Raw genomic sequence first — 19696 nt, 5'->3', positions numbered from 1 at the left:
CCCGCCCATGGCACCGTTAACCGGCCATGGCGGGCACACTAGCGACGTGGACGTCGAGCACATCAAGCCCTCGGCCACCGTCGGTGTACGGGTCATGGCCGCCATCATCCTGGTGTCGAGCATCGCCCTGCTCACCTGCGGGGGCATCGTGTGGGTGCTCGGACGCCAGACACTGCACGCGGACATCGACGAGCAGCTCGACCGCGGCCGCCAGAGGCTCGAGCAGCTGGCGGCCGCCGGGATCGACCCCGGCACCGGGCAGGTCCTCACCGACGCCTCCAGCGTGGTGCGCACCTACATCCGGCAGTCCGTGGTTGGTGCCGGCGAGAGCGTCCTGGGTTTCGACGGCGAGAGCCTCAGCGCCTTCTTCTCCTCCGCCTCGACCAACCGCCGGCCCCAGGAGGACCCGCAGCTCATCGAGCGCCTCGCCGTCCTGAGCACGGCGAGGGACTCGACCACGACAACCGTGCGCACCGCCCAGAGCACCTACCGGGTCATGGTCGTGCCGCTGCGAGACGGCACGAACCAGGCGGCGCTGGCGCATGTCATCGACCTGGGCACCGCCGAGGCCTCACTGCGTCGCACCATGGTGATGTACGCCGTGGCCGCAGTCTTCACCGTCGCCCTGGTGACCGCGCTGGCCTGGTTCGTCCTGGAGCGGCTCCTGGCACCCATCGGCGAGCTGCGCACCGCCACCGAGTCGATCGGCCCCCAGGACCTGAGCACACGGGTTCCCGTGCGCGGACGCGACGACCTGGGCGTCCTGGCGCGGGCCGTCAACCGGATGCTGGACCGGGTCCAGCGCTCGGTCGAGGCCGAGCGCGCCATGCTCGACGACGTCGGGCACGAGCTGCGCACCCCCATCACCATCGTCCGCGGTCACCTCGAGCTGCTCGATCCCACGGACGCCGATGACGTCAGCCGCACCCGTACCCTGGCCATCGAGGAGCTCGACCGTATGGGCGCGATGGCCAACGACCTGCTCGAGCTGGCCAGGACCACCGGGACCGACTCCTTCCTCCCCAAGCCCACCGACGTGGGCGAGCTGACCGCAAGCGTCTTCGACAAGGCGCAGGTCCTGGGCCCGCGCGTGTGGGTCCTTCAGGAGACCACCACCGCCGTGCGCGAGCTGGACCCCCAGCGCCTGAGCCAGGCCTGGCTGCAGCTGGCCGCCAACGCCGTGAAGTACTCGGATGCCGGCACGCGCGTCACCCTGGGGTCACGGGCGACGGACACCGAGCTCCTCCTGTGGGTGACGGATGAGGGGATCGGCATCGCGCCCGAGGAGCTGGAGCTGGTGCGTCAGCGCTTCTGGCGCGGCACCGCCGCCAAGCGCATGTCCACCGGCTCGGGCCTGGGCCTGAGCATCGTCGAGAACATCGTCGGCGCCCACCACGGCACCTTGGACATCAGCTCGGTCGCCGGAGCCGGTTCACGGTTCACGATTCGGATACCGTACGGGCAGAGTCACAGCACGCCGTCGGGGACCCGCACGACGAGGGGGCACCTCCTATGAGCCGCATCCTGGTGGTCGAGGACGAGCCGCGCATCGCCTCCTTCCTGCTCAAGGGCCTCAAGGCCGCCGGCTTCAGCGCTGAGGCCACGGCCTCGGGCACCGAGGCCATCAGCCTGGCGGTCAGCGGCGAGACGGACCTCATCATCCTCGACGTCGGGCTGCCGGACGTCGACGGGTTCACCGTCCTGGAGCAGATCCGGGGCCAGGGTGTGCGCGTGCCGGTCATCATGCTCACCGCCCGCTCCTCGGTGGCGGCCCGGGTCAAGGGCCTGGAGTCGGGCGCGGACGACTACGTCCCCAAGCCCTTCTCCTTCGAGGAGCTCCTCGCCCGGGTGCGGCTGCGGCTGCGCGACGAGGCCGTGGTGGGCGCCTCCGATCCCATGCGCCTGAGCCACGACGGCCTGGTCCTGGACCTGCGCAGACGGGTCATGGAGGTCTCGGGGGCCGCCGTCGAGCTCTCCGCCCGCGAGTTTGCCCTCGCTGAGACCTTCATGCGTCACCCCGGTCAGGTGCTCAGCAGGCAGCAGCTGCTCAGCACGGTGTGGGGCTACGACTTCGACCCCGGCTCCAACGTGGTCGAGGTCTACGTGTCCTACCTCAGGGGCAAGATCGGCAAGGAGCGGATCCTCAACGTCCGCGGCATGGGCTACCGGCTCGTGTGAGCCGGTCGCCGTTCGGCGTCGGCGCCTGCGGGGGACCCGGCGTCGCTCAGTCGTGGTCGTCATCGACGTCGTCGTCGGTGTCGTCATCGACGTCGTCGTCGGCAGGTGAGGCGGGCTGGGCCGGGGCCTGAGGGTCGTTGACGACGGGGGCCTGAGTGGGTGCGGCCGTCTCCTGCCCCGTCGGGGCGACGTCCTCAGGTGCGGTGGGCGTCGCGGTGACCGAGGGTGCGGGAGCCGGGGTGGTCATGTCGATACCCGGTCTGGTGCCCGCCCCGGTGCGCGAGCCGAGCACCACCGAGGCGAGCCACACCAGCAGGATGGAGGCCACGACGATGGTCAGGACGGCGATGAGGCGTCCGCGGGTGCGTACCAGGCGTGTCACGCGCTCCCCCTCATCCGTTCACGGGCGCACGTGCCCGTCGCCCTCGACAACCCACTGGGTGGTCGTCAGCGCCGCCAGGCCCATGGGGCCGCGGGCGTGGAGCTTCTGGGTGGAGATGCCCAGCTCGGCGCCCAGGCCCAGCTGGCCGCCGTCGGTGAAGCGCGTGGAGGCGTTGACCATGACGACGGCGCAGTCAACGCCCGCGGTGAAGGCGTTGACCACGCGCAGGTCCTGGGCGAGGACCGCCTCGGTGTGGCCGGTGGAGTAGCGGCGCACGTGCTCAGTGGCCTCGTGGACGTCGGTGACGACGCGCACGGCCAGGTCGAGGCTGCCGTACTCGGTGGCCCAGTCCTCCTCGGTGGCGGCCACGAGGGCACCCTCGGTGCCGGGCGCCGCGAGCAGGGCGCGGACGGCGTCGTCGGCGTGGAGGGTGACGCCGCGCTCCCACAGGGCCCGGGCGGCGCGGGGCAGGAAGGCCTCGGCGACGTCCTCGTGGACGAGGAGGGTCTCGGCGGCGTTGCACACGCCCACCCGCTGGGTCTTGGCGTTGATGATGATGCGCACGGCGTCGTCCAGGTCCGCGGAGGCGTCGACGTAGACGTGGCAGTTGCCTGAGCCGGTCTCGATGACCGGCACCTGGGAGGACTCGACGACGGCCTTGATGAGCCCGGCGCCGCCTCGGGGGACGAGGACGTCGACGAGCCCCCGGGCCCGCATGAGGGCGGTGGCGCCGGGGCGTCCGGCCGGGTCCACCGTGGCCACGAGGTCGGGGCTCAGGCCGCAGCCGGCCAGCGCCGCGCGCAGGATCTCGACGATGACGGCGTTGGTGGCCTCGGCGGCGCTTCCGCCACGCAGGACGACGGCGTTGCCGGACTTCAGGGCCAGGGCGGCGACGTCCACCGTGACGTTGGGCCTGGCCTCGTAGATCATGCCGACGACGCCGATGGGCACGCGCCGGCGTCGCACGCGCAGCCCGTTGGGCAGCCTCTGGCCGTCCACGATCTCGCCGACCGGGTCCGGCAGGGCGGCGACGTCGCGCACGGCGCCGGCGACGGCGGCCACGCGGCCGGCGTCGAGGGCGAGGCGGTCGATGAGGCCCTCGCTCATGCCTCGCTCGCGGGCTCGGGCCAGGTCCTCAGCATTGGCGGCCAGGACCCGGTCGGTGGCCTCCACGAGCGCGTCCGCGAGGGCGTGCAGAGCGGCGTCCTTGTCCTGGCGGGTGAGCGGGGCGAGCTGGCGCTGCGCCCGGCGGGCGGCGGTGGCGACCTCGGTGACGAGCTGGGCGGCGCGCGCGGCCTCGTCCGTGGGCACCGGGCGACCCGTCGTCTGGCTGGTGGCGTCGTGTGTCATGGCTGCACTCTAGGTGAGGGCCGTCACCGGCCGGAGGGGGCCGCCCGGATCACGGACGCGCCGGGCCCTCAGCCCCGGGTGGTGCGGGGCAGCTCGGCGAGGTCGTCGCGGTGGATGACGGGGGTGACGTGGTCGGGCGCGCCAGCCCCGTCGCGGCGCGCCTGGAGCACCTCGCGCAGGTCGGCCGCCGAGTAGCGGCAGATGCCGCGGGCGAGCAGTCCCGCCGCGCCGACGACCTCGACGACGGAGCCGGACTCGAAGTCGCCGTCCACGCCGACGACGCCGGGCAGCAGCAGGGACTTCTTGCCGACCGTCACCGCCCGGGCGGCACCGTCGTCCACCAGGACCCTGCCCTGGGGCAGGGAGGCGTGCGCCATCCACAGGCGCCTGGAGGGCCGGTGCGGCCCCGTCGGCAGGAACCACGTGCCCATGTCCTGCGGGACCTGCTGGCCGCCGAGGAGCTCGACGACGTCGGCCGCCGAGGCGATGATGGTGGCGGTGCCCGAGCTGCAGGCGAGGGTGGCGGCCTGGACCTTCGTGCGCATCCCCCCGGTGCCCAGTGAGGAGCCGCGTCCCGTGACGTCCACCCCGGCCAGCTGGGCAGGGTCCGTCACGAGGCGGATCGGCCTCGCCCCGGCGGATCCCGGGCGGGCCGTCCACAGGCCATCGACGTCGGTGAGCAGGATGAGGACGTCGGCGGCCACCAGGTGCGCCACCAGCGCCGCCAGGTGGTCGTTGTCGCCGAGGTTGAACTCGGTGTTGGCCACGGCGTCGTTCTCGTTGACGACCGGCACGGCCCCCATGGACAGCAGCGCGTCGAAGGTCTCTCGCACGGTGCGGTAGTGCTCGCGCACGGCCACGTCGTGGGCGGTGAGCAGCACCTGGGCGGCGACCAGGCCGTGCACGCTCATGGAGGCCTCCCACCGCCCCATGATGCGGCTCTGGCCCACGCTGGCCGCGGCCTGCAGCAGCCGCAGCTCGGTGGGGCGCTGGGCCATGCCCAGGGTCGGCAGTCCGGCGGCCACGGCCCCGGAGGCGACGAGGACGACGTCGTGACCGCGTGCGCGCAGCCTGGCGGCCAGCGACGAGATGACGTCGATGCGGTTGAGGTCGAGCCCGCCGTCGGCGCGCGTGAGGGAGGAGGAGCCGATCTTGATGACGATCCTCGCGCCCTGGGGAAGGTGGGCGGGGCGGGTCCCGGGGGCGGTCATGGCGCTCAGTCCTGCTGGTCCCAGCTCGAGGCGTCCGTCCACAGCCCCTCGGCGGCCTCGTCGCGCAGCTGCTGGCGGGCGGCCTCCTTGGCGTCCATGGACGCGTGGTACTGGCGACGGCGCTCGACGTTGGTGCGGCGGTGGTAGTCCTCCACCCGCACGTCGGTGCCCCGGGCGCCCAGGAGCTCGGCACCGGCGGTGACGGTGGGCTCCCAGGTGAACAGGACCCCGCCCTCGACCTCGCCGATGAGCACACTGTCACCGGCGTGGGCGCCGGCCTTGACGAGCTCGGTCTCGACCCCTGCGGTGGCCAGGCGGTCCGCGAGGTAGCCGACCGCCTCGTTGTTGGTGAAGTCTGTCTGGCGCACCCAGCGCTCCGGCTTGTCCCCGCGCACCTGGAAGACCTCCCCCTCCCCCGGGTAGTGGATGCGGTGCACGTTGGCGACCACCTCCGGGGTACGGCGGGCGACGGCGGCGGGGCGGATGACCTCGCGCACGGGCTCCAGGGCGGCGGGGGCGTCTCGGCGGGCCTGCTCGACGAGGGCGGCCAGGGCGAAGCTGAGCGGGCGCAGCCCGGTGCGGGCCAGGGCGGAGACTGCGAAGACCGGCAGGCCGCGCGCGGCGACGTCGGCGCGCACCATCTCGGCCATGGCCGCGCCGTCGGGGTCGTCCACCTTGTTGAGCACGACGACGCGCGGGCGCTCCATGAGGGGCAGGCGCCCGGTGCGGGCCGGGTCGTTCTCCTCCTGCCCGAGCCGGGTGCTGTAGGCGGCGAGCTCGGCCTCGATGGTGTCGAGGTCCGCCAGCGGGTCGCGGCTGGAGTCGAGGCTGGCGCAGTCCAGGACGTGGACGATGACGGCGCAGCGCTCGATGTGGCGCAGGAACTCCAGGCCCAGTCCGCGTCCCTCGGAGGCACCGGGGATGAGGCCCGGGACGTCCGCGACCGTGTAGCGCGACTCGCCCGCCTCGACGACCCCGAGGTTGGGCACGAGCGTGGTGAAGGGGTAGTCGGCGATCTTGGGGCGGGCAGCGCTCATCGCGGCGATGAGGGAGGACTTCCCGGCGCTCGGGTAGCCCACGAGCGCGACGTCCGCAATGGTCTTGAGCTCGAGGACGACGTCTCGCCGCTCGCCCGGCTCACCGAGAAGGTGGAAGCCGGGGGCACGCCGTTTGGAGGAGGCCAGGGAGAAGTTGCCGCGGCCGCCCGTGCCTCCCGCCGCGGCGACATAGGTGGCGCCCGGCTCGACGAGGTCGGCCAGCACGGTGCCGTCGCGGTCCTTGACGACGGTGCCCTCGGGGACAGGCAGCCGCAGGTCCGCGCCGTCTACGCCGCGACGCCAGTCCCCCATGCCGGGCGTGCCCTTGCCGGCGCTGCGGTGGGGTGAGCGGTGGTAGCTCAGGAGGGTGGTGACCTGGGGGTCGGCGACGAGGACGACGTCACCGCCGTGCCCGCCGTCCCCGCCGTCGGGTCCGGCCAGCGGCTTGAACTTCTCGCGGTGGATGGACGTGCAGCCGTCGCCGCCGTCGCCACCGGCGACGTGAAGGACCACTCGGTCGATGAAGCTGGGCATGTCTCGTCTCCTGGGCTGGACGCGTGACGGGGGTCGGGGCCGGCCCCGTCACGGGACGGCCGTGGCGCTACGGCGGGGCGCTGCTACAGCGCGAGGGCGGACGGCCGAAGCCGTTCGCCCTCGCGGATGCCGTGGTGTGCTGGAGGCTCAGGCCTCGGGGAGCACGACGTTGACGACCTTGCGGCCGCGGAAGGTGCCGAACTCGACGTTGCCGGCGGCGGTGGCGAACAGGGTGTCGTCGTTGCCGCGGCCGACGTTCGTGCCGGGGTGGAAGTGGGTGCCGCGCTGGCGGACGATGATCTCGCCGGCGCCGACGTACTGGCCGCCGAAGCGCTTGACGCCGAGACGCTGAGCGTTCGAGTCACGGCCGTTACGGGAGGAGCCAAGACCCTTCTTGTGTGCCATATCAGGCTTCTTTCTCTCGAGCTGGTGCGTTCAGGATGCCCCGAGGGCGCTCACTTGATCGCGGTGACCTTGACGGCCGTGAGCTGGGCGCGGTGACCCTGGCGCTTGCGGAAGCCCGTCTTGTTCTTGAACTTGAGGATGTTGATCTTGGGGCCCTTCTCGTCACCGACGATCTCGGCCGTGACGGAGGACTGAGCCACGTCGGCTCCAGCGGTCACCTTGTCGCCATCCACCAGCATGACGGGGGCGAGGGTGACCTCGTCGCCCACCTCACCGGCGAGCTTGTCGACAACCACGACGTCGCCGACGGAGACCTTCTCCTGACGGCCGCCGGCCTTGACGATCGCGTAGACCACTTGAATGCTCATCTCTGTCGAAATCTTCGGACAGCCCCGTCCGTGGACGGCGGGCCGTCCGCAGGGCTGTCTCCTTGGCATGGTGCAAAGCGCACCGGCGGACCACTGTATGCGATCGTGCAGGCCGGTCCAACTCCGTCGGGCCCGCCGCCCCTGTGGTCTTCCGCACGGAGGCGGGCACCACAGGGGCGGCGCCCCTCACTCCTGCTCGGCGGCAGCGGCCTCGGTGGAACCCTCCTCGGGGGCCTGCTCCGCCTCCTTGTGGGCGTTCTCCGCGGCGGCGGCGATCTGGGCGAGGGCGCCGCGCACGGCCGCACGGGTCTGGCCGTCGATGACGTCGTCGGCGTCCTCCTTGCCCCGGCGGCGCGAGGTGCCCTTGCCAGACGCCTTGGGCGCGGTGGCCTCAGCGGCGGCCTTGCGGCCGCGCCCGCGTCCCGATGAGCGCGCGGCGGAGGCGCTGAGGTCCGCCTGCTGGTTCTCCACCGGCTCGGAGTGGACGATGAAGCCGCGCCCGCCGCAGCAGTCGCAGGGTGTCGAGAAGGCCTCGACGAGCCCCTGGCCCACACGCTTGCGGGTCATCTGCACCAGGCCGAGGCTCGTGACCTCCGTGACCTGGTGGCGGGTGCGGTCGCGCCCCAGGCACTCGACCAGGCGGCGCAGCACGAGGTCGCGGTTGGACTCCAGGACCATGTCAACGAAGTCGATGACCACCATGCCGCCGATGTCGCGCAGGCGCAGCTGACGGACGATCTCCTCGGCCGCCTCGATGTTGTTGCGGGTGACGGTCTCCTCGAGCGTGCCGCCGGCGCCGGTGAACCGGCCCGTGTTGACGTCGATGACCGTCATGGCCTCGGTGCGGTCGATGATGAGCGTGCCCCCGCTGGGCAGCCAGACCTTGCGGTCGAAGCCCTTGGCGAGCTGCTCGTCGATGCGGTGGGCGCTGAAGACGTCCTCCGGGCTCACCCAGTGCTCGAGCCGGTCGGCCAGGTCCGGGCTGAGCTCGGTGACGTAGTCCCTGATGGTGGCCCAGGTCTCCGTGCCCTGGACCACCAGTGAGCGGAAGTCCTCGTTGAACACGTCGCGCACGACGCGCACGGCGAGCTCGGGCTCGCCCTTGAGCAGGACGGGGGCCTTGCCAGAGCCGGACAGGACCCGTGTGGCCTTCGTGTCGATGGCCTGCCACTGCGCGAGCAGGCGCTCGACGTCGGCGGTCAGCTGCTCCTCGCTGGCGCCCTCGGCGGCGGTGCGCACGATGACCCCGGCGGCGTCGGGGACGATCTTCTTGAGGATCTTCTTCAGGCGGGCGCGCTCGGTGTCCGGCAGCTTGCGGGAGATGCCGGTCATCGTGCCACCGGGCACGAGGACGAGGTAGCGGCCGGCCAGGGTGATCTGGCTGGTCAGGCGGGCGCCCTTGTGACCGATGGGGTCCTTGGTGACCTGCACGAGGATGGTGTCGCCACTGGAGAGGGCGTCCTCGATGCGGCGCGGCTTGCCCTCCATGCCCGCCGCGTCCCAGTTGACCTCACCGGCGTACAGGACGGCGTTGCGGCCCTTGCCGAGGTCGACGAAGGCAGCCTCCATCGAGGGCAGGACGTTCTGGACGCGTCCGACGTAGACGTTGCCGACCATGGAGGTCTGGGTCCGTCGGGCGACGTAGTGCTCGACGAGGAGCCCGTCCTCGAGGACGGCGATCTGGTTGAGGCCGTCCTGCTCGCGCACGATCATCTGCCGGTCCACGCTCTCCCGGCGGGCCAGGAACTCGGCCTCGGTGACGATGGGGCGACGGCGTCCGGCAGCGCGCCCCTCACGGCGGCGCTGGCGCTTGGCCTCCAGCCGGGTGGAGCCCTTGAGGGCCGTGACCTCGTCGCGCACGTCGCGCCCCTCACGGCCGGCCTCCGCGCGGGTGGAGCGCGAGCGGCGACGACGGCGACGGCGTGAGCCGGAGGCGGTCTCATCCTGCGCGTCGGCGTCGGTCCCGCCGGTGGCATCGGCCTCGGGCTCGGCGTCCTCAGCGGGCTCGGGGTCGGAGCCCTCGACGGCCTCAGCGGCCTCGTCGGAGCGCGAGCGCGAGCGGCGTCCACGACCGCCGCGGCGGCGCTTGCGGTGCCCCGCCTCGGTGGTGTCCGCAGCCTCGGCGGCCTCGGGAGCCTCGGGGTCCTCCGTCTGCTCGTCGGCAGTCTCCTCAGTGTCGTCGGCGAGGGCGGGCTCGGTGTCCTGCGCGGTCTGGGCGGCGTCGGCGTCCTGGGTGCGTGCGCGGCGTCCACGGCCACGGCGCGCACGCCGGGGCCGGGCCTCCTCTAAGGCGGCCTCCTCAGGCTCCGCAGCCCCGGCCCGACCGGCCTCGGCGGGGTCGGTGTCCACAGGCTCCGCGGCCGCCGGCTCCTGCGGGGCGGGAGCGGTGCCGGGGGTGGCCTGGGCGGCGGTGACCTTGCGGCGACGGCGGGCTCGGGGGGCAGCGGCAGTGACGGACGGCTCCTGGTCCTGCTCGTCGTCCCGCCCGGCGGCTGCCACAGGGCCATCAGCCTCGACCTCGGGGGCGGCCGCGGGGGCCGCCTGGACGGCCGTCACCTTACGACGGCGGCGGGCGCGGGAGGGGTCGGGGGCCTGGAAGAGGAGGGAGGCGGCGGGCAGGCGCGGGCCCTGGTCCTCATCGGCCTCGGTGGTGTCCTCAGCCTGCTCGGCCTCTAAAGCCTCGGCGCCGTCGGCACCGTCGGTGTCCTCGGCGGGGCCGGTGCTGGAGGAGGTGCCCTCGTCCTCGGCGCCCTCCGCGTGTGGGGCCGGCACCTCGGGCTCGTCAGCCCCCTGTCCACCCGTGGACGGAACTGCCGGCGCCACCGGGACCTCCACGGCCTGCGGTGCGGCCGCGGGCGCCGTCTGGGCCGCGGTGACCCGCCGACGGCGCGAGGCGCGCTTGGGCGCTGGCGCCTTGGCAGGGGCGTCTGCCGTCGCCTCGGGGGCCGCCGTCTCGGGGGCAGCGGCGTCGGCGGGCGCCTCGGGGGCCGCCGTCTCGGGGGCAGCGGCGGGGGTAGTTGTCCGGGACGTCGCGCGGCGACGGCGCGCCCTGGGCGCTGCTTCGGCGGTGGGAGCCTGCTCGGCGGCAGGCCCGACGGTCTCGCCCTCAGTGGGCTCGAGGGACTGGTCGGGTGTCGTGGGGGACGTCATAGTGCGTCGCACTCTCCGGGGCACCGCTGCTCCCGCCGTACCCTCGGGCGCGCGGTGCGCTCGTGCTCCCTGGTGCAGGGAGCAGGAAAAGCCTGTGTGTGCGCCTGACGGCGCCGGGCCTGGGCCACCCGCACGAGACGGGACCGCAGCAGCGCTCACGGCGGCGCAAGGTTCCCGGACGGGGTGGACCCTGAGGTCCGGACACCGGGAGCCGGTACGCAGCACCCGGGGCCGGTCCGAGTATCACACACGTGCCGCCGTCACGGCACCAGGCCGCTGCCCCGGCCCTGGTGGCTGCCCGGGGCGACGGGCCCGGCGAGCGCCGTCACAACAGCCCGGACGGCCTCCAGCCGCCCGCCGCACGGCCGTTCCTGACGTCCGGGGCAGGTGTGTCACCTCGCACCCCGCCCGGACCCTTTCTCGTGCGGTTGACACCCTCAAGGGGCCCGTTCTTTCACGACAGGCCGTCAGTGACGGCATACACTGACCTTATCCCTCGTGGCTCATGCCACCACTTTTCTTATCTGTCTCATCACCTACCCCGAAAGGTGGCGCCGATGGTCACTGCACCGATGGCGCTGGACGCCCTTGAGCTCGCTCGATGGCAGTTCGGCATCACGACCGTCTACCACTTCATCCTCGTCCCCCTGACCATCGGTCTGTCACCGCTCGTCGCGCTCATGGAGACCCTCTACCTGCGCACGGGCAACGAGCAGTGGCGCGTCGCCACGAAGTTCTTCGGCAAGATCCTGCTCATCAACTTCGCCCTCGGCGTCGCCACGGGCATCGTCCAGGAGTTCCAGTTCGGCATGAACTGGTCCGAGTACTCCCGCTTCGTCGGCAACATCTTCGGCGCCCCCCTCGCCTTCGAGGCCCTGCTCGCCTTCTTCATGGAGTCCACCTTCCTCGGGCTGTGGATCTTCGGGTGGGACCGCCTGTCCGGACGCCTGCACAACCTGTGCATCTGGATGGTCGCCCTGGGCACCAACCTCTCGGCCGCCTTCATCCTCGCGGCCAACTCCTGGATGCAGCACCCCGTCGGCACCGTCCTCAACCCCGAGACCGGCCGCGCCGAGCTCGACGGGATCGGCGGCTTCTTCGCTGTCCTGACCAACAGCATCTTCCTGCACACCTTCGCCCACACGATCACCTCCTCGCTGCTGACCGCCGGAGCCCTCATGCTGGGCGTGTCGGTCTGGTGGATGGTCAAGGCTGCCCGCGCGGACCAGGGCTACGAGGCCCGCGAGACCTGGCGCCGCATGACCCGCTTCGGCGCGGTCACCATGGTCATCGCCGGCCTGCTCGCGGCCGGCACCGGCCACTCCATGGGACAGGTCGTCGCCGAGGAGCAGCCCGCCAAGATGGCCGCCGCCGAGGGCCTGTACAACTCCGAGGAGGGCGCCCCCTTCACGCTCATCGCCATCGGCGACGACGAGGACTCCACCTTCCGCTTCATCTCGGTGCCCTACGTCTACTCCTTCCTGGCCACCAACAACCCGGGCGCCGAGGTCATGGGCCTCAACGACGCCCAGGAGATGTACGAGGAGCTCTACGGCGAGGGCGTGGACTACACCCCCGACGTCATGACCACCTTCTGGTCCTTCCGCCTCATGATCGGCCTGGGCAGCCTGTCCATCGCCATCGGCGCCCTGACCCTGTGGCTCACCCGCAAGGGCCGTCTCATCACCGACACCCGGCTGGGGACCGCCGCCCTGTGGTCCATCGCCCTGCCCTACCTCGCCTGCACCTTCGGCTGGATCTTCACCGAGATCGGGCGCCAGCCCTGGGTCGTCGTGCCCAACCTCGGCGACCCCATGAACGAGGTCTACATGCTCACCCTCGGCGGAGTGTCCACCGCCGTCTCCGCCGGCACCGTCCTGGCCTCGATGGTCATCTTCACGCTGCTGTACGCGGCCCTGGGCGTCGTGTGGTTCGTGCTCCTGCGGCGCTACGTCCGTGAGGGCGTGCGCACCCAGACCGAGGAGTCCGTGGCGGCCGTGGAGACGGCCGGTGCCACGGGAGCCCAGGCCCCCGTCCTGTCCTTCGAGTACTGAGCCGAGAGAAGAAAGAACACACCATGACGCTCTCCATCCTCTGGTTCATCCTCATCGCGATCCTGTGGGTCGGCTACCTCGCCCTCGAGGGCTTCGACTTTGGAGTCGGCATGCTCCTGAGGATCCTCGGGCGCAACGAGAGGGAGCGCCGCGCCATGCTGGGGACCATCGGCCCCCACTGGGACGGCAACGAGGTCTGGCTCCTCACCGCCGGTGGCGCCACCTTCGCAGCCTTCCCCGAGTGGTACGGCACCCTCTTCTCCGGCGCCTACCTCGTCCTGTTCCTCATCCTGCTGTGCCTCATCGTGCGCGTGTGCGCCATCGAGTGGCGCCCCAAGATCAACTCCCAGCGCTGGCGCGACGGCTGGGACTGGATCCACACGGTGGCCACCTGGCTGCCCGCCGTCCTGTGGGGCGCCGCCTTCGCCAATCTGGTCCAGGGCATGCAGATCGAGGTCGTCGAGACCGCCACCGGCGCCGTCGTGCCCGCCTCCGAGATCGGTGGTGAGCTCGTCCGCGGGGCCTCTCACCAGATCACCGGTGGCTTCCTCAGCCTCCTGACGCCCTTCACCCTCCTGGGCGGGGCCGTCACCTGCCTGCTGTTCCTCACCCACGGCGCCCTGTTCACCGCCCTCAAGACCGCCGGCGACCTCTCCAGGCGCGCCGAGGCCTTCGCCCGCCGCTCCGGCATCGCCTCGACGCTCGTGTGCGCCGTGTGGGCCCTGTGGGCCCAGCTCGCCTACTCCCTCAACGCCCTGGCCTGGCTGCCGCTCGTGCTCGCCGCCGCAGGCCTCCTCGCCTCGCTGTGGACGAGCTGGCAGGGACGTCAGGGCTGGGCCTTCGCCCTGCACTTCGTGGGCATCGCCTTCGCGGTGGTCTTCATCTTCTCCGCCATGGCGCCCAACGTCATGCGCTCGTCCATCGACGACGCCTACTCGCTGACGATCTCCCAGGCCGCCAGCACCGACACGACCCTCGTCATCATGACGGTCGCGGCCGTCATCTTCGTGCCGGTCGTGCTCTTCTACACGGTCTGGGGCTACAAGGTCTTCTCCCGGCGCATCAACGCCGAGGAGATCAACCCCGACGAGGGCGGCCTGCACCCCACCCAGGTGCGTGACTCCCGCCAGCCCGAGGCCGTCATCGGGTACTGACCGGGGCCCGGGCCCCACACGGGCACACGGCCGGGACCACTCCGGACACCGCGAGGACCCGTCGGACGCACACGCGTCCGACGGGTCCTCGCCGTCACGGCCCCTGCCCTCGCCGGCCCTGTCGGGCGCCTGGCCACCGCCCACACGGCCACCAGGTCCTGGGACCAGCGTCCCATCCCACTATCCTGAGCGGGTGAAGCCCCTGGACCCCCGTCTCATGCGCCACGCGCGCACCGCCCGGCGATACATCGTGTCCACCGCCCTGAGCGGGCTGGTCCTGTCCCTGCTCGTCATCGCCCAGGCGTGGCTCATCTCCCGCATCATCTCCCCCGTCATCACCGCGCAGACCGACGCCGGCCAGGTCCTGCCCCTCGTCGGGGCCCTCGCCGCCGTCGTCCTGGCCCGCGCCGGCGTCCTGCACCTGCAGGAGGCCCGCGCCCACCGCGCCGCCGTCGGCACCACCATCGAGCTGCGCCGCCAGGTCCTGGAGCACGCCGCCGTGCTCGGCCCCCGCTGGCAGGCCGAGCACGCCAGCGAGACCGCCACCCTGCTCACCCGCGGCCTGGACGACCTCGAGCCCTACCTCACGCGCTACCTGCCCCAGCTGCTGCTCGCCGCCACCGCCACTCCCCTGCTCGGCCTCGTCATGCTCCTGCAGGACCTCGCCTCCACCGTCGTCGTGGTCCTGACCATGCCGCTCATCCCGGTCTTCATGATCCTCATCGGCAGGCTCACGGAGCGTCACTCCAAGGACCGTCTCGAGGCCATGGAGCGGCTGGGGTCACAGGTGCTCGACCTCATCGCCGGGCTGCCCACCCTCAAGGCCTTCGGGCGTGAGATCGGGCCGGGCCGGCGCGTCAAGGAGCTCGGCAGCGCCTACAACCGCACCACCATGGCCACCTTGCGCGTCGCCTTCCTGTCCGGCGCGGTCCTGGAGTTCCTCACCACCCTGTCCGTGGCCATCATCGCCGTCGAGGTCGGCTTCCGGCTCCTGTTCGGCCACCTCGACCTCGCCACGGGCCTGCTCGTCATCATGATCGCCCCCGAGGTCTACCAGCCCCTGCGCCAGGTCGGCTTCCAGTTCCACGCCTCCGCCAACGGCGCCGCCGCCGCCGACGCCGTCTTCGCCGTCCTCGCCACTCCTCTGCCGCCTCGCGGGTCACGCCTCGCCCCGGACCTGACGGGGGCGAGCCTCGAGATCGAGGGCCTCGGCGTGCGCGCCCGCGGCTCCTGGGCCCCCAGCAGCCTCACCGCGACCATCCGCCCCGGACGCCTCACCGCCCTGGCCGGTCCCTCCGGGGCGGGCAAGACCACCACCTCCCAGGTCCTGCTGCACCTGCTCGAGCCGGACCGCGGCGGCGTGAGCGTCCTCGCAGCCGACGGCACCCGCACGTGCCTGGCCGACATCGACCCCGCCTCCTGGTGGGAGCAGGTCACCTGGGTGCCCCAGCGCCCTGCCATCGTGCCCGGGACGGTCCTCGACAACGTCCTGGGCCCTGAGGCCGCCGGGCGCCCCGGCGCCGAGGACGACCCGGCCCTGCGCGCCGCCGCCCGCGCCTGCGGCCTGGACGAGGTGGTGGCCGGCCTCGACGGCGGCTGGCACCAGCGCGTCGGGCAGGCAGGGGTCGGTCTGTCCGTCGGGCAGCGTCAGCGTCTGGCCCTGACCCGCGCCCTCATCGAGCGCACCCCGCTCGTCGTGCTCGACGAGCCCACGGCCCACCTCGACGCCGCCAGCGAGGCCCACGTCGTTGACGCCGTCGAGGCGTTGCGCTCGGCAGGCCGCACCGTCGTCGTCATCGCCCACCGCAGCGCCCTGCTCGCCGTCGCCGACGACGTCATCACCGTCTCCAGCGCCCCGCTCGAGCAGGATGCTCCCGGCGGGGACGGCACCGACGCGCACGTGCCCCCCACGGCCCGGAAGGAGACCTCGCGATGAGCCTCGTCCTGACCCCCGCCGAGCGCCACGCCCTGCACCGGGCCACGCGGATGCTCGGGCTGGACCGCGGTCGCTTCGCCCTGTCCGTCCTCACCGGTGCGCTCGGCCTCGTCTCAGCCATCGCGTTGTCCGGTGTGGCCGCCTGGCTCATCGCGCGCGCCTCGCTGACCAACGAGGTCGTCGCCCTGGGCGTGGCTCCCGTCCTCGTGCGCCTGTTCGGCGTCTCACGCTCCCTGCTGCGCTACTGCGAGCGCCTCGTCTCGCACGACACGGCCCTGCGCGGCATGAACGCCCTGCGCACCAGCGTCTACGAGGTCCTGGCCTCCTCGCGCGCCGACACCGTCGCCGCTCTGCGCCGAGGTGACGTGCTCGCCCGGGTGGGGGCCGACGTCGATCGTGTGGGTGACCTCGTCGTGCGCGCCTACCTGCCCGCCGCCGTCGCCACCACCGTCGCCGTGCTCACGAGCCTGGTCGTCGGCCTCATCCACTGGCCCGCCGGCCTCGTCCTGGCCGCCTGCCTCCTGCTCGCCGGGCTGGGCGGGCCGCTCATGACCATGCGGGCGGCCCGCGCCGCCGAGCTCGCCCGCCAGGAGGAGGCCACCGACCTGGCCGCCTCCTGCCTCACCGTCCTCGAGGACGGAGCCGAGCTGAGCGTCTCCGGACGCATGGGCGAGGTCATGGACACCCTGGACCGCACCGAGGCCCGCATGGCGGCGGCCCGCGACCGTGCCGCCCGGCCCGCGGCGGCTGCCGCCGCCGTGGACGCCCTGGCCATGGGCCTGTCCGTCATCGGCAGCATCCTCGTGGGCCTGCCCGCGGTGAGCAGCGGCGTGCTGCCACCCGTGTGGCTCGCCGTCATCACGCTGCTGCCCCTGTCCGCCTTCGAGGCCACCGCGGCCCTGGGCCCCGCCAGCGTCCAGCTCGTCACCTCGGCCGGAGCCGCGGTGCGGGTCATCGAGCTCGTGGAGTCGGCCGAGGCCTCCCGTGAGGCCATGGCCCCGGTGACGCCGCTGCCCCCGCAGCGCCAGGCCGTGGGCCCGCTCCTGCGCGCCCGCGGCCTGGCGGTGGGCTGGCCCGGCGGCCCCGTCGTCGCCGAGGGTATCGACCTCGAGCTGCGGCCCGGGCGCAGCCTCGCGCTCGCCGGCCCCTCCGGCATCGGCAAGACCACCCTGCTGTACACGCTCGCAGGGCTGCTCGAGCCCAGGGCGGGCTGCGTCGAGCTCGACGGCGTGCCCGTCTGGTCCGCCCCGCGCGGCCAGGTGCACGAGCAGCTGAGCGTCACCACCGAGGACGCCCACGTCTTCTCCACCACCGTCCTGGAGAACCTGCGCGTGGCCTGGGGCCGGCTCGACCCCCCTGCCGCCGAGGCCAGTCTGGCCGCCGCTGGGCTGGAGGACTGGTACCGGGCGCTGCCGCAGGGCCTGGGCACCATGCTCGGCGAGGGCGGTCAGGGCGTCTCCGGCGGCGAGCGGCGCCGCCTCCTGCTGGCGCGTGCCCTGTGCTCGCCCGCCGGGCTCATGATGCTGGACGAGCCCGCCGAGCACCTGGACCCGGGCACCGCCGACCGCCTGGTCAGCAGCCTGCTCGCCACGGCCCACGAGGACCCGCCGGAGGCCACCGCCGGGGCACGCCGTGGGGTCCTGGTGGTCACGCACCGCCTGAGCGCCCTGGCAGGGGCCGACGAGGTCATCGTCCTCGCGCACGCCGACGGCCAGGACCCGCAGGCGCCCGCAACCGTCACCGACCGGGGCAGGCACGACGAGCTGCGCGAGCGCAACGCGGCCTACGCCTGGTCCCTGGCACAGGAGGGCCTGGCGCAGGAGGACCTCAGCCCCCTCGCGGGGCACGACACCCAGGAGGCAGGCTCATGACGCACCCAGCCACGACGGGCGCCGGCCTGCCACCACAGCGGGACCCCCACACGCCCTTGGCCCCCTTCCCCGGCGCGGGAGAGGACGAGGACCTCCTCGGCCTCCACGTGCCCTCCGGCGTCAGCCCTGACGACCCGGCCGGCGTGGGACCCGTCGCCTACGCGGTCCACACCGACTGCCTCGGCTCGACGCGCGCGGGCGGTGGCAGCGCCCCCGTCCTGGAGGACTCCACCGTCGAGCTGTTGCGTGCCGCACTGAGCCTGACGAGCTCGCTGCAGGTGCCCGACGCGCTGCGCCGTCTGGTCGAGTCAGCCTGCTCCATCACCGGCGCGGCCTGGGGCACGATCGCCGTGCGGGGCCGCTCACGCTCCACCGGGCGCCAGACCGAGCCCGTCACCGTGGGCCCGGCCACGGCCACACCCGACCACCTGGAGTCGATGCTCACCGTGCCCGCCGGGGAGGACGAGGTCGTCGTCGTCAACGAGCTCGCCGCCACCACGGCCTTCACCGGGGCCATCGAGGGCGAGGTCCCCGGCTCGGTCCTGTCCGCACCGCTGCGCGCCCACGGCCAGGTCTACGGGCGCTTGTACCTGTGCGACCGCCCCGGGGGCTTCGGGGAGGCAGAGGTCACCGCCGTCCTCACGCTGGCGCAGGCGGCGGGCGTCGCCGTCGAGAACGCGCACCTGTACCGTCAGGCGCGCAGCCGTGAGAAGTGGATGGCCGTGTCCCAGGAGCTGACGACGATGCTGCTGTCCGGCGCGCAGGAGGACGACGCCTTCACCCTCATCGCCCAGCGCATCCGTCAGGTCGCGCACGCGGACACCTCCGCCCTCGTGCTGCCGGGCGTCGGGGACACGTGGGTGTGCGAGATCGCCGACGGCAACCACGGCCCCGAGCTCATCGGGACCTGCTTCCCCCCCGAGGGCCGCGCACGCCAGACTCTCGTGCGCCAGGAGGGCGTCCTGGTGGAGTCGCTGGCCGAGGCCTGGCAGGCCCAGGAGCTGGCCGTGCCCGCCCTGGCCGGCTTCGGTCCCGCCCTGTACGCGCCGATGATCCACCGGGGCCGTGACGTGGGGGTCATGCTCCTGCTGCGCCAGCAGGGGGCTCCCCCCTTTACCGAGCAGGACCTGGCGATCGCGGAGCTGGTCGCGGGCCAGGCGACGATGGCCTTCGAGCTGGCGGACGCCCAGCACGCGCAGGAGGTGGCGACACTGCTGGACGAGCGCGCCCGGATCGGCCGGGACCTGCACGACCTCGCCATCCAGCAGCTCTTCGCCACCGGGATGCGCATCACCGCTGAGCGCGACCGGCTCCGGCAGGGGACAGCGGGCGGAGTGGACGCCGAGGCCGTGTGCCGTGCCCTGGACGCCGCCCTCGCCGCCGTGGACGACTCCGTGAGCCAGATCCGCTCGATCGTGCGCTCCCTGCGCGACCGGGACGAGGACGCCAGCGTCGTCGAGCGGCTGCGCCGCGAGGCCTCACTGGCACGCACCTCGCTGGGCTACGCGCCCTCCCTGCTGCTGAGCGTGGACGGGCGTGGGCTGGCCCAGGCGGACCGCGAGGAGGAGGACGAGCTCATCGCGGCGGTGGACGCGGCGGTGGACCCGGCGATCGCGGATGACATGGTGGCTGTGGTGCGTGAGGGCCTGAGCAACGTGGCGCGGCACGCGCACGCCTCCTCGGTGACCGTGGACGTCAAGCTGTGGGGGGCGCTGCCGGTCACCTCGTCCCAGGCGGCACGCGGTGACCAGGCCTCCGGCGACTGGGCCCCCTACACGGGTGAGCCCGTGGTGGAGATCGTCTGCCGTGACGACGGCGTGGGCGTGGACCCGAGGGTGACGCGCCGCTCCGGCACGGCGAACATGGCCGAGAGGGCCCGCCGTCACGGGGGATCCTTCGTCATCGGCCCGCGGGCGAGGTCCGACGGCGAGCGGCGCGGGACGTGCTTCACCTGGCGGGTGCCGCTGGAGCGTCCCGACCGGCCCGAGCCCTTGAGGCCACGCCCGCTCGCACCGGTGCCCTGGCAGGTACAGGCCGACCCCCACTGAGCCGACGCGGGTCCGGGC

General features: G+C 73.1%; 14 protein-coding genes. 7 read left to right on the top strand and 7 right to left on the bottom strand.

Annotated features, from left to right (window positions below):
• Positions 1-46: 46 nt before the first annotated feature.
• Together ACSJJR_RS04305 and ACSJJR_RS04300 are read left to right on the top strand one after the other, a co-directional pair.
• Positions 47-1516 carry a sensor histidine kinase gene (locus tag ACSJJR_RS04305; protein ID WP_435942247.1) on the top strand — a complete coding sequence of 490 codons (1470 nt, stop codon included), beginning with the start codon at positions 47-49 and terminating at the stop codon, positions 1514-1516.
• Positions 1513-2178: a response regulator transcription factor gene (locus ACSJJR_RS04300; RefSeq protein ID WP_435942246.1), complete on the top strand. Its 666-nt coding sequence runs from the start codon at positions 1513-1515 to the stop codon at positions 2176-2178. The genes ACSJJR_RS04305 and ACSJJR_RS04300 overlap by 4 nt, the downstream gene beginning before the upstream one ends.
• 46 nt (positions 2179-2224) lie before the next feature.
• Here ACSJJR_RS04300 and ACSJJR_RS04295 read toward each other — a convergent pair whose 3' ends face one another.
• The 7 genes from ACSJJR_RS04295 to ACSJJR_RS04265 all read right to left on the bottom strand — a co-directional run bounded on the left by ACSJJR_RS04295 (position 2225) and on the right by ACSJJR_RS04265 (position 10615).
• Positions 2225-2560, bottom strand: a complete 336-nt coding sequence (locus ACSJJR_RS04295; RefSeq protein ID WP_435942245.1) for a hypothetical protein — start codon at positions 2558-2560, stop codon at positions 2225-2227.
• An 18-nt stretch (positions 2561-2578) separates the two neighbouring features.
• Complete coding sequence (locus ACSJJR_RS04290; protein WP_435942244.1) at positions 2579-3910, bottom strand: glutamate-5-semialdehyde dehydrogenase; 1332 nt, start codon at positions 3908-3910, stop codon at positions 2579-2581.
• Positions 3911-3978: 68 nt separating this feature from the next.
• Entirely contained in the window at positions 3979-5121 is a 1143-nt protein-coding gene (gene proB / locus ACSJJR_RS04285) for a glutamate 5-kinase (RefSeq protein ID WP_435942243.1), read from the bottom strand.
• A 5-nt stretch (positions 5122-5126) separates the two neighbouring features.
• Positions 5127-6692: a GTPase ObgE gene (gene obgE, locus ACSJJR_RS04280; RefSeq protein WP_435942242.1), complete on the bottom strand. Its 1566-nt coding sequence runs from the start codon at positions 6690-6692 to the stop codon at positions 5127-5129.
• Between the two features lie 147 nt (positions 6693-6839).
• The gene (gene rpmA, locus ACSJJR_RS04275) at positions 6840-7097 is read right to left on the bottom strand and encodes a 50S ribosomal protein L27 (RefSeq protein WP_435942241.1); all 258 of its coding nucleotides are present in this window, start codon (positions 7095-7097) and stop codon (positions 6840-6842) included.
• A gap of 50 nt (positions 7098-7147) precedes the next feature.
• Positions 7148-7465, bottom strand: a complete 318-nt coding sequence (gene rplU / locus ACSJJR_RS04270; protein ID WP_435942240.1) for a 50S ribosomal protein L21 — start codon at positions 7463-7465, stop codon at positions 7148-7150.
• A 186-nt stretch (positions 7466-7651) separates the two neighbouring features.
• Positions 7652-10615, bottom strand: coding sequence for an Rne/Rng family ribonuclease (locus ACSJJR_RS04265; protein ID WP_435942239.1), 2964 nt, complete (start codon positions 10613-10615; stop codon positions 7652-7654).
• A 557-nt stretch (positions 10616-11172) separates the two neighbouring features.
• Between ACSJJR_RS04265 and ACSJJR_RS04260 the strand changes: the two genes are divergently transcribed.
• The 5 genes from ACSJJR_RS04260 (at position 11173) to ACSJJR_RS04240 (ending at position 19678) form a co-directional block, all read left to right on the top strand.
• Positions 11173-12669: a cytochrome ubiquinol oxidase subunit I gene (locus ACSJJR_RS04260; RefSeq protein WP_435942238.1), complete on the top strand. Its 1497-nt coding sequence runs from the start codon at positions 11173-11175 to the stop codon at positions 12667-12669.
• Positions 12670-12692: 23 nt separating this feature from the next.
• The gene (gene cydB, locus ACSJJR_RS04255) at positions 12693-13823 is read left to right on the top strand and encodes a cytochrome d ubiquinol oxidase subunit II (RefSeq protein ID WP_435942237.1); all 1131 of its coding nucleotides are present in this window, start codon (positions 12693-12695) and stop codon (positions 13821-13823) included.
• Between the two features lie 193 nt (positions 13824-14016).
• Positions 14017-15759, top strand: coding sequence for a thiol reductant ABC exporter subunit CydD (gene cydD / locus ACSJJR_RS04250; protein ID WP_435942236.1), 1743 nt, complete (start codon positions 14017-14019; stop codon positions 15757-15759).
• On the top strand, positions 15756-17630 hold the full coding sequence (cydC, locus tag ACSJJR_RS04245; protein WP_435942235.1) for a thiol reductant ABC exporter subunit CydC: 1875 nt from the start codon (positions 15756-15758) through the stop codon (positions 17628-17630). Before cydD ends, cydC begins: the two co-directional genes overlap by 4 nt.
• Positions 17627-19678: a GAF domain-containing sensor histidine kinase gene (locus tag ACSJJR_RS04240; RefSeq protein WP_435942234.1), complete on the top strand. Its 2052-nt coding sequence runs from the start codon at positions 17627-17629 to the stop codon at positions 19676-19678. Before cydC ends, ACSJJR_RS04240 begins: the two co-directional genes overlap by 4 nt.
• Positions 19679-19696: the final 18 nt, after the last annotated feature.

The sequence above is a fragment of the Actinomyces sp. W5033 genome (assembly GCF_051303165.1).
This window is presented reverse-complemented; position numbering and strand designations above follow the sequence as displayed.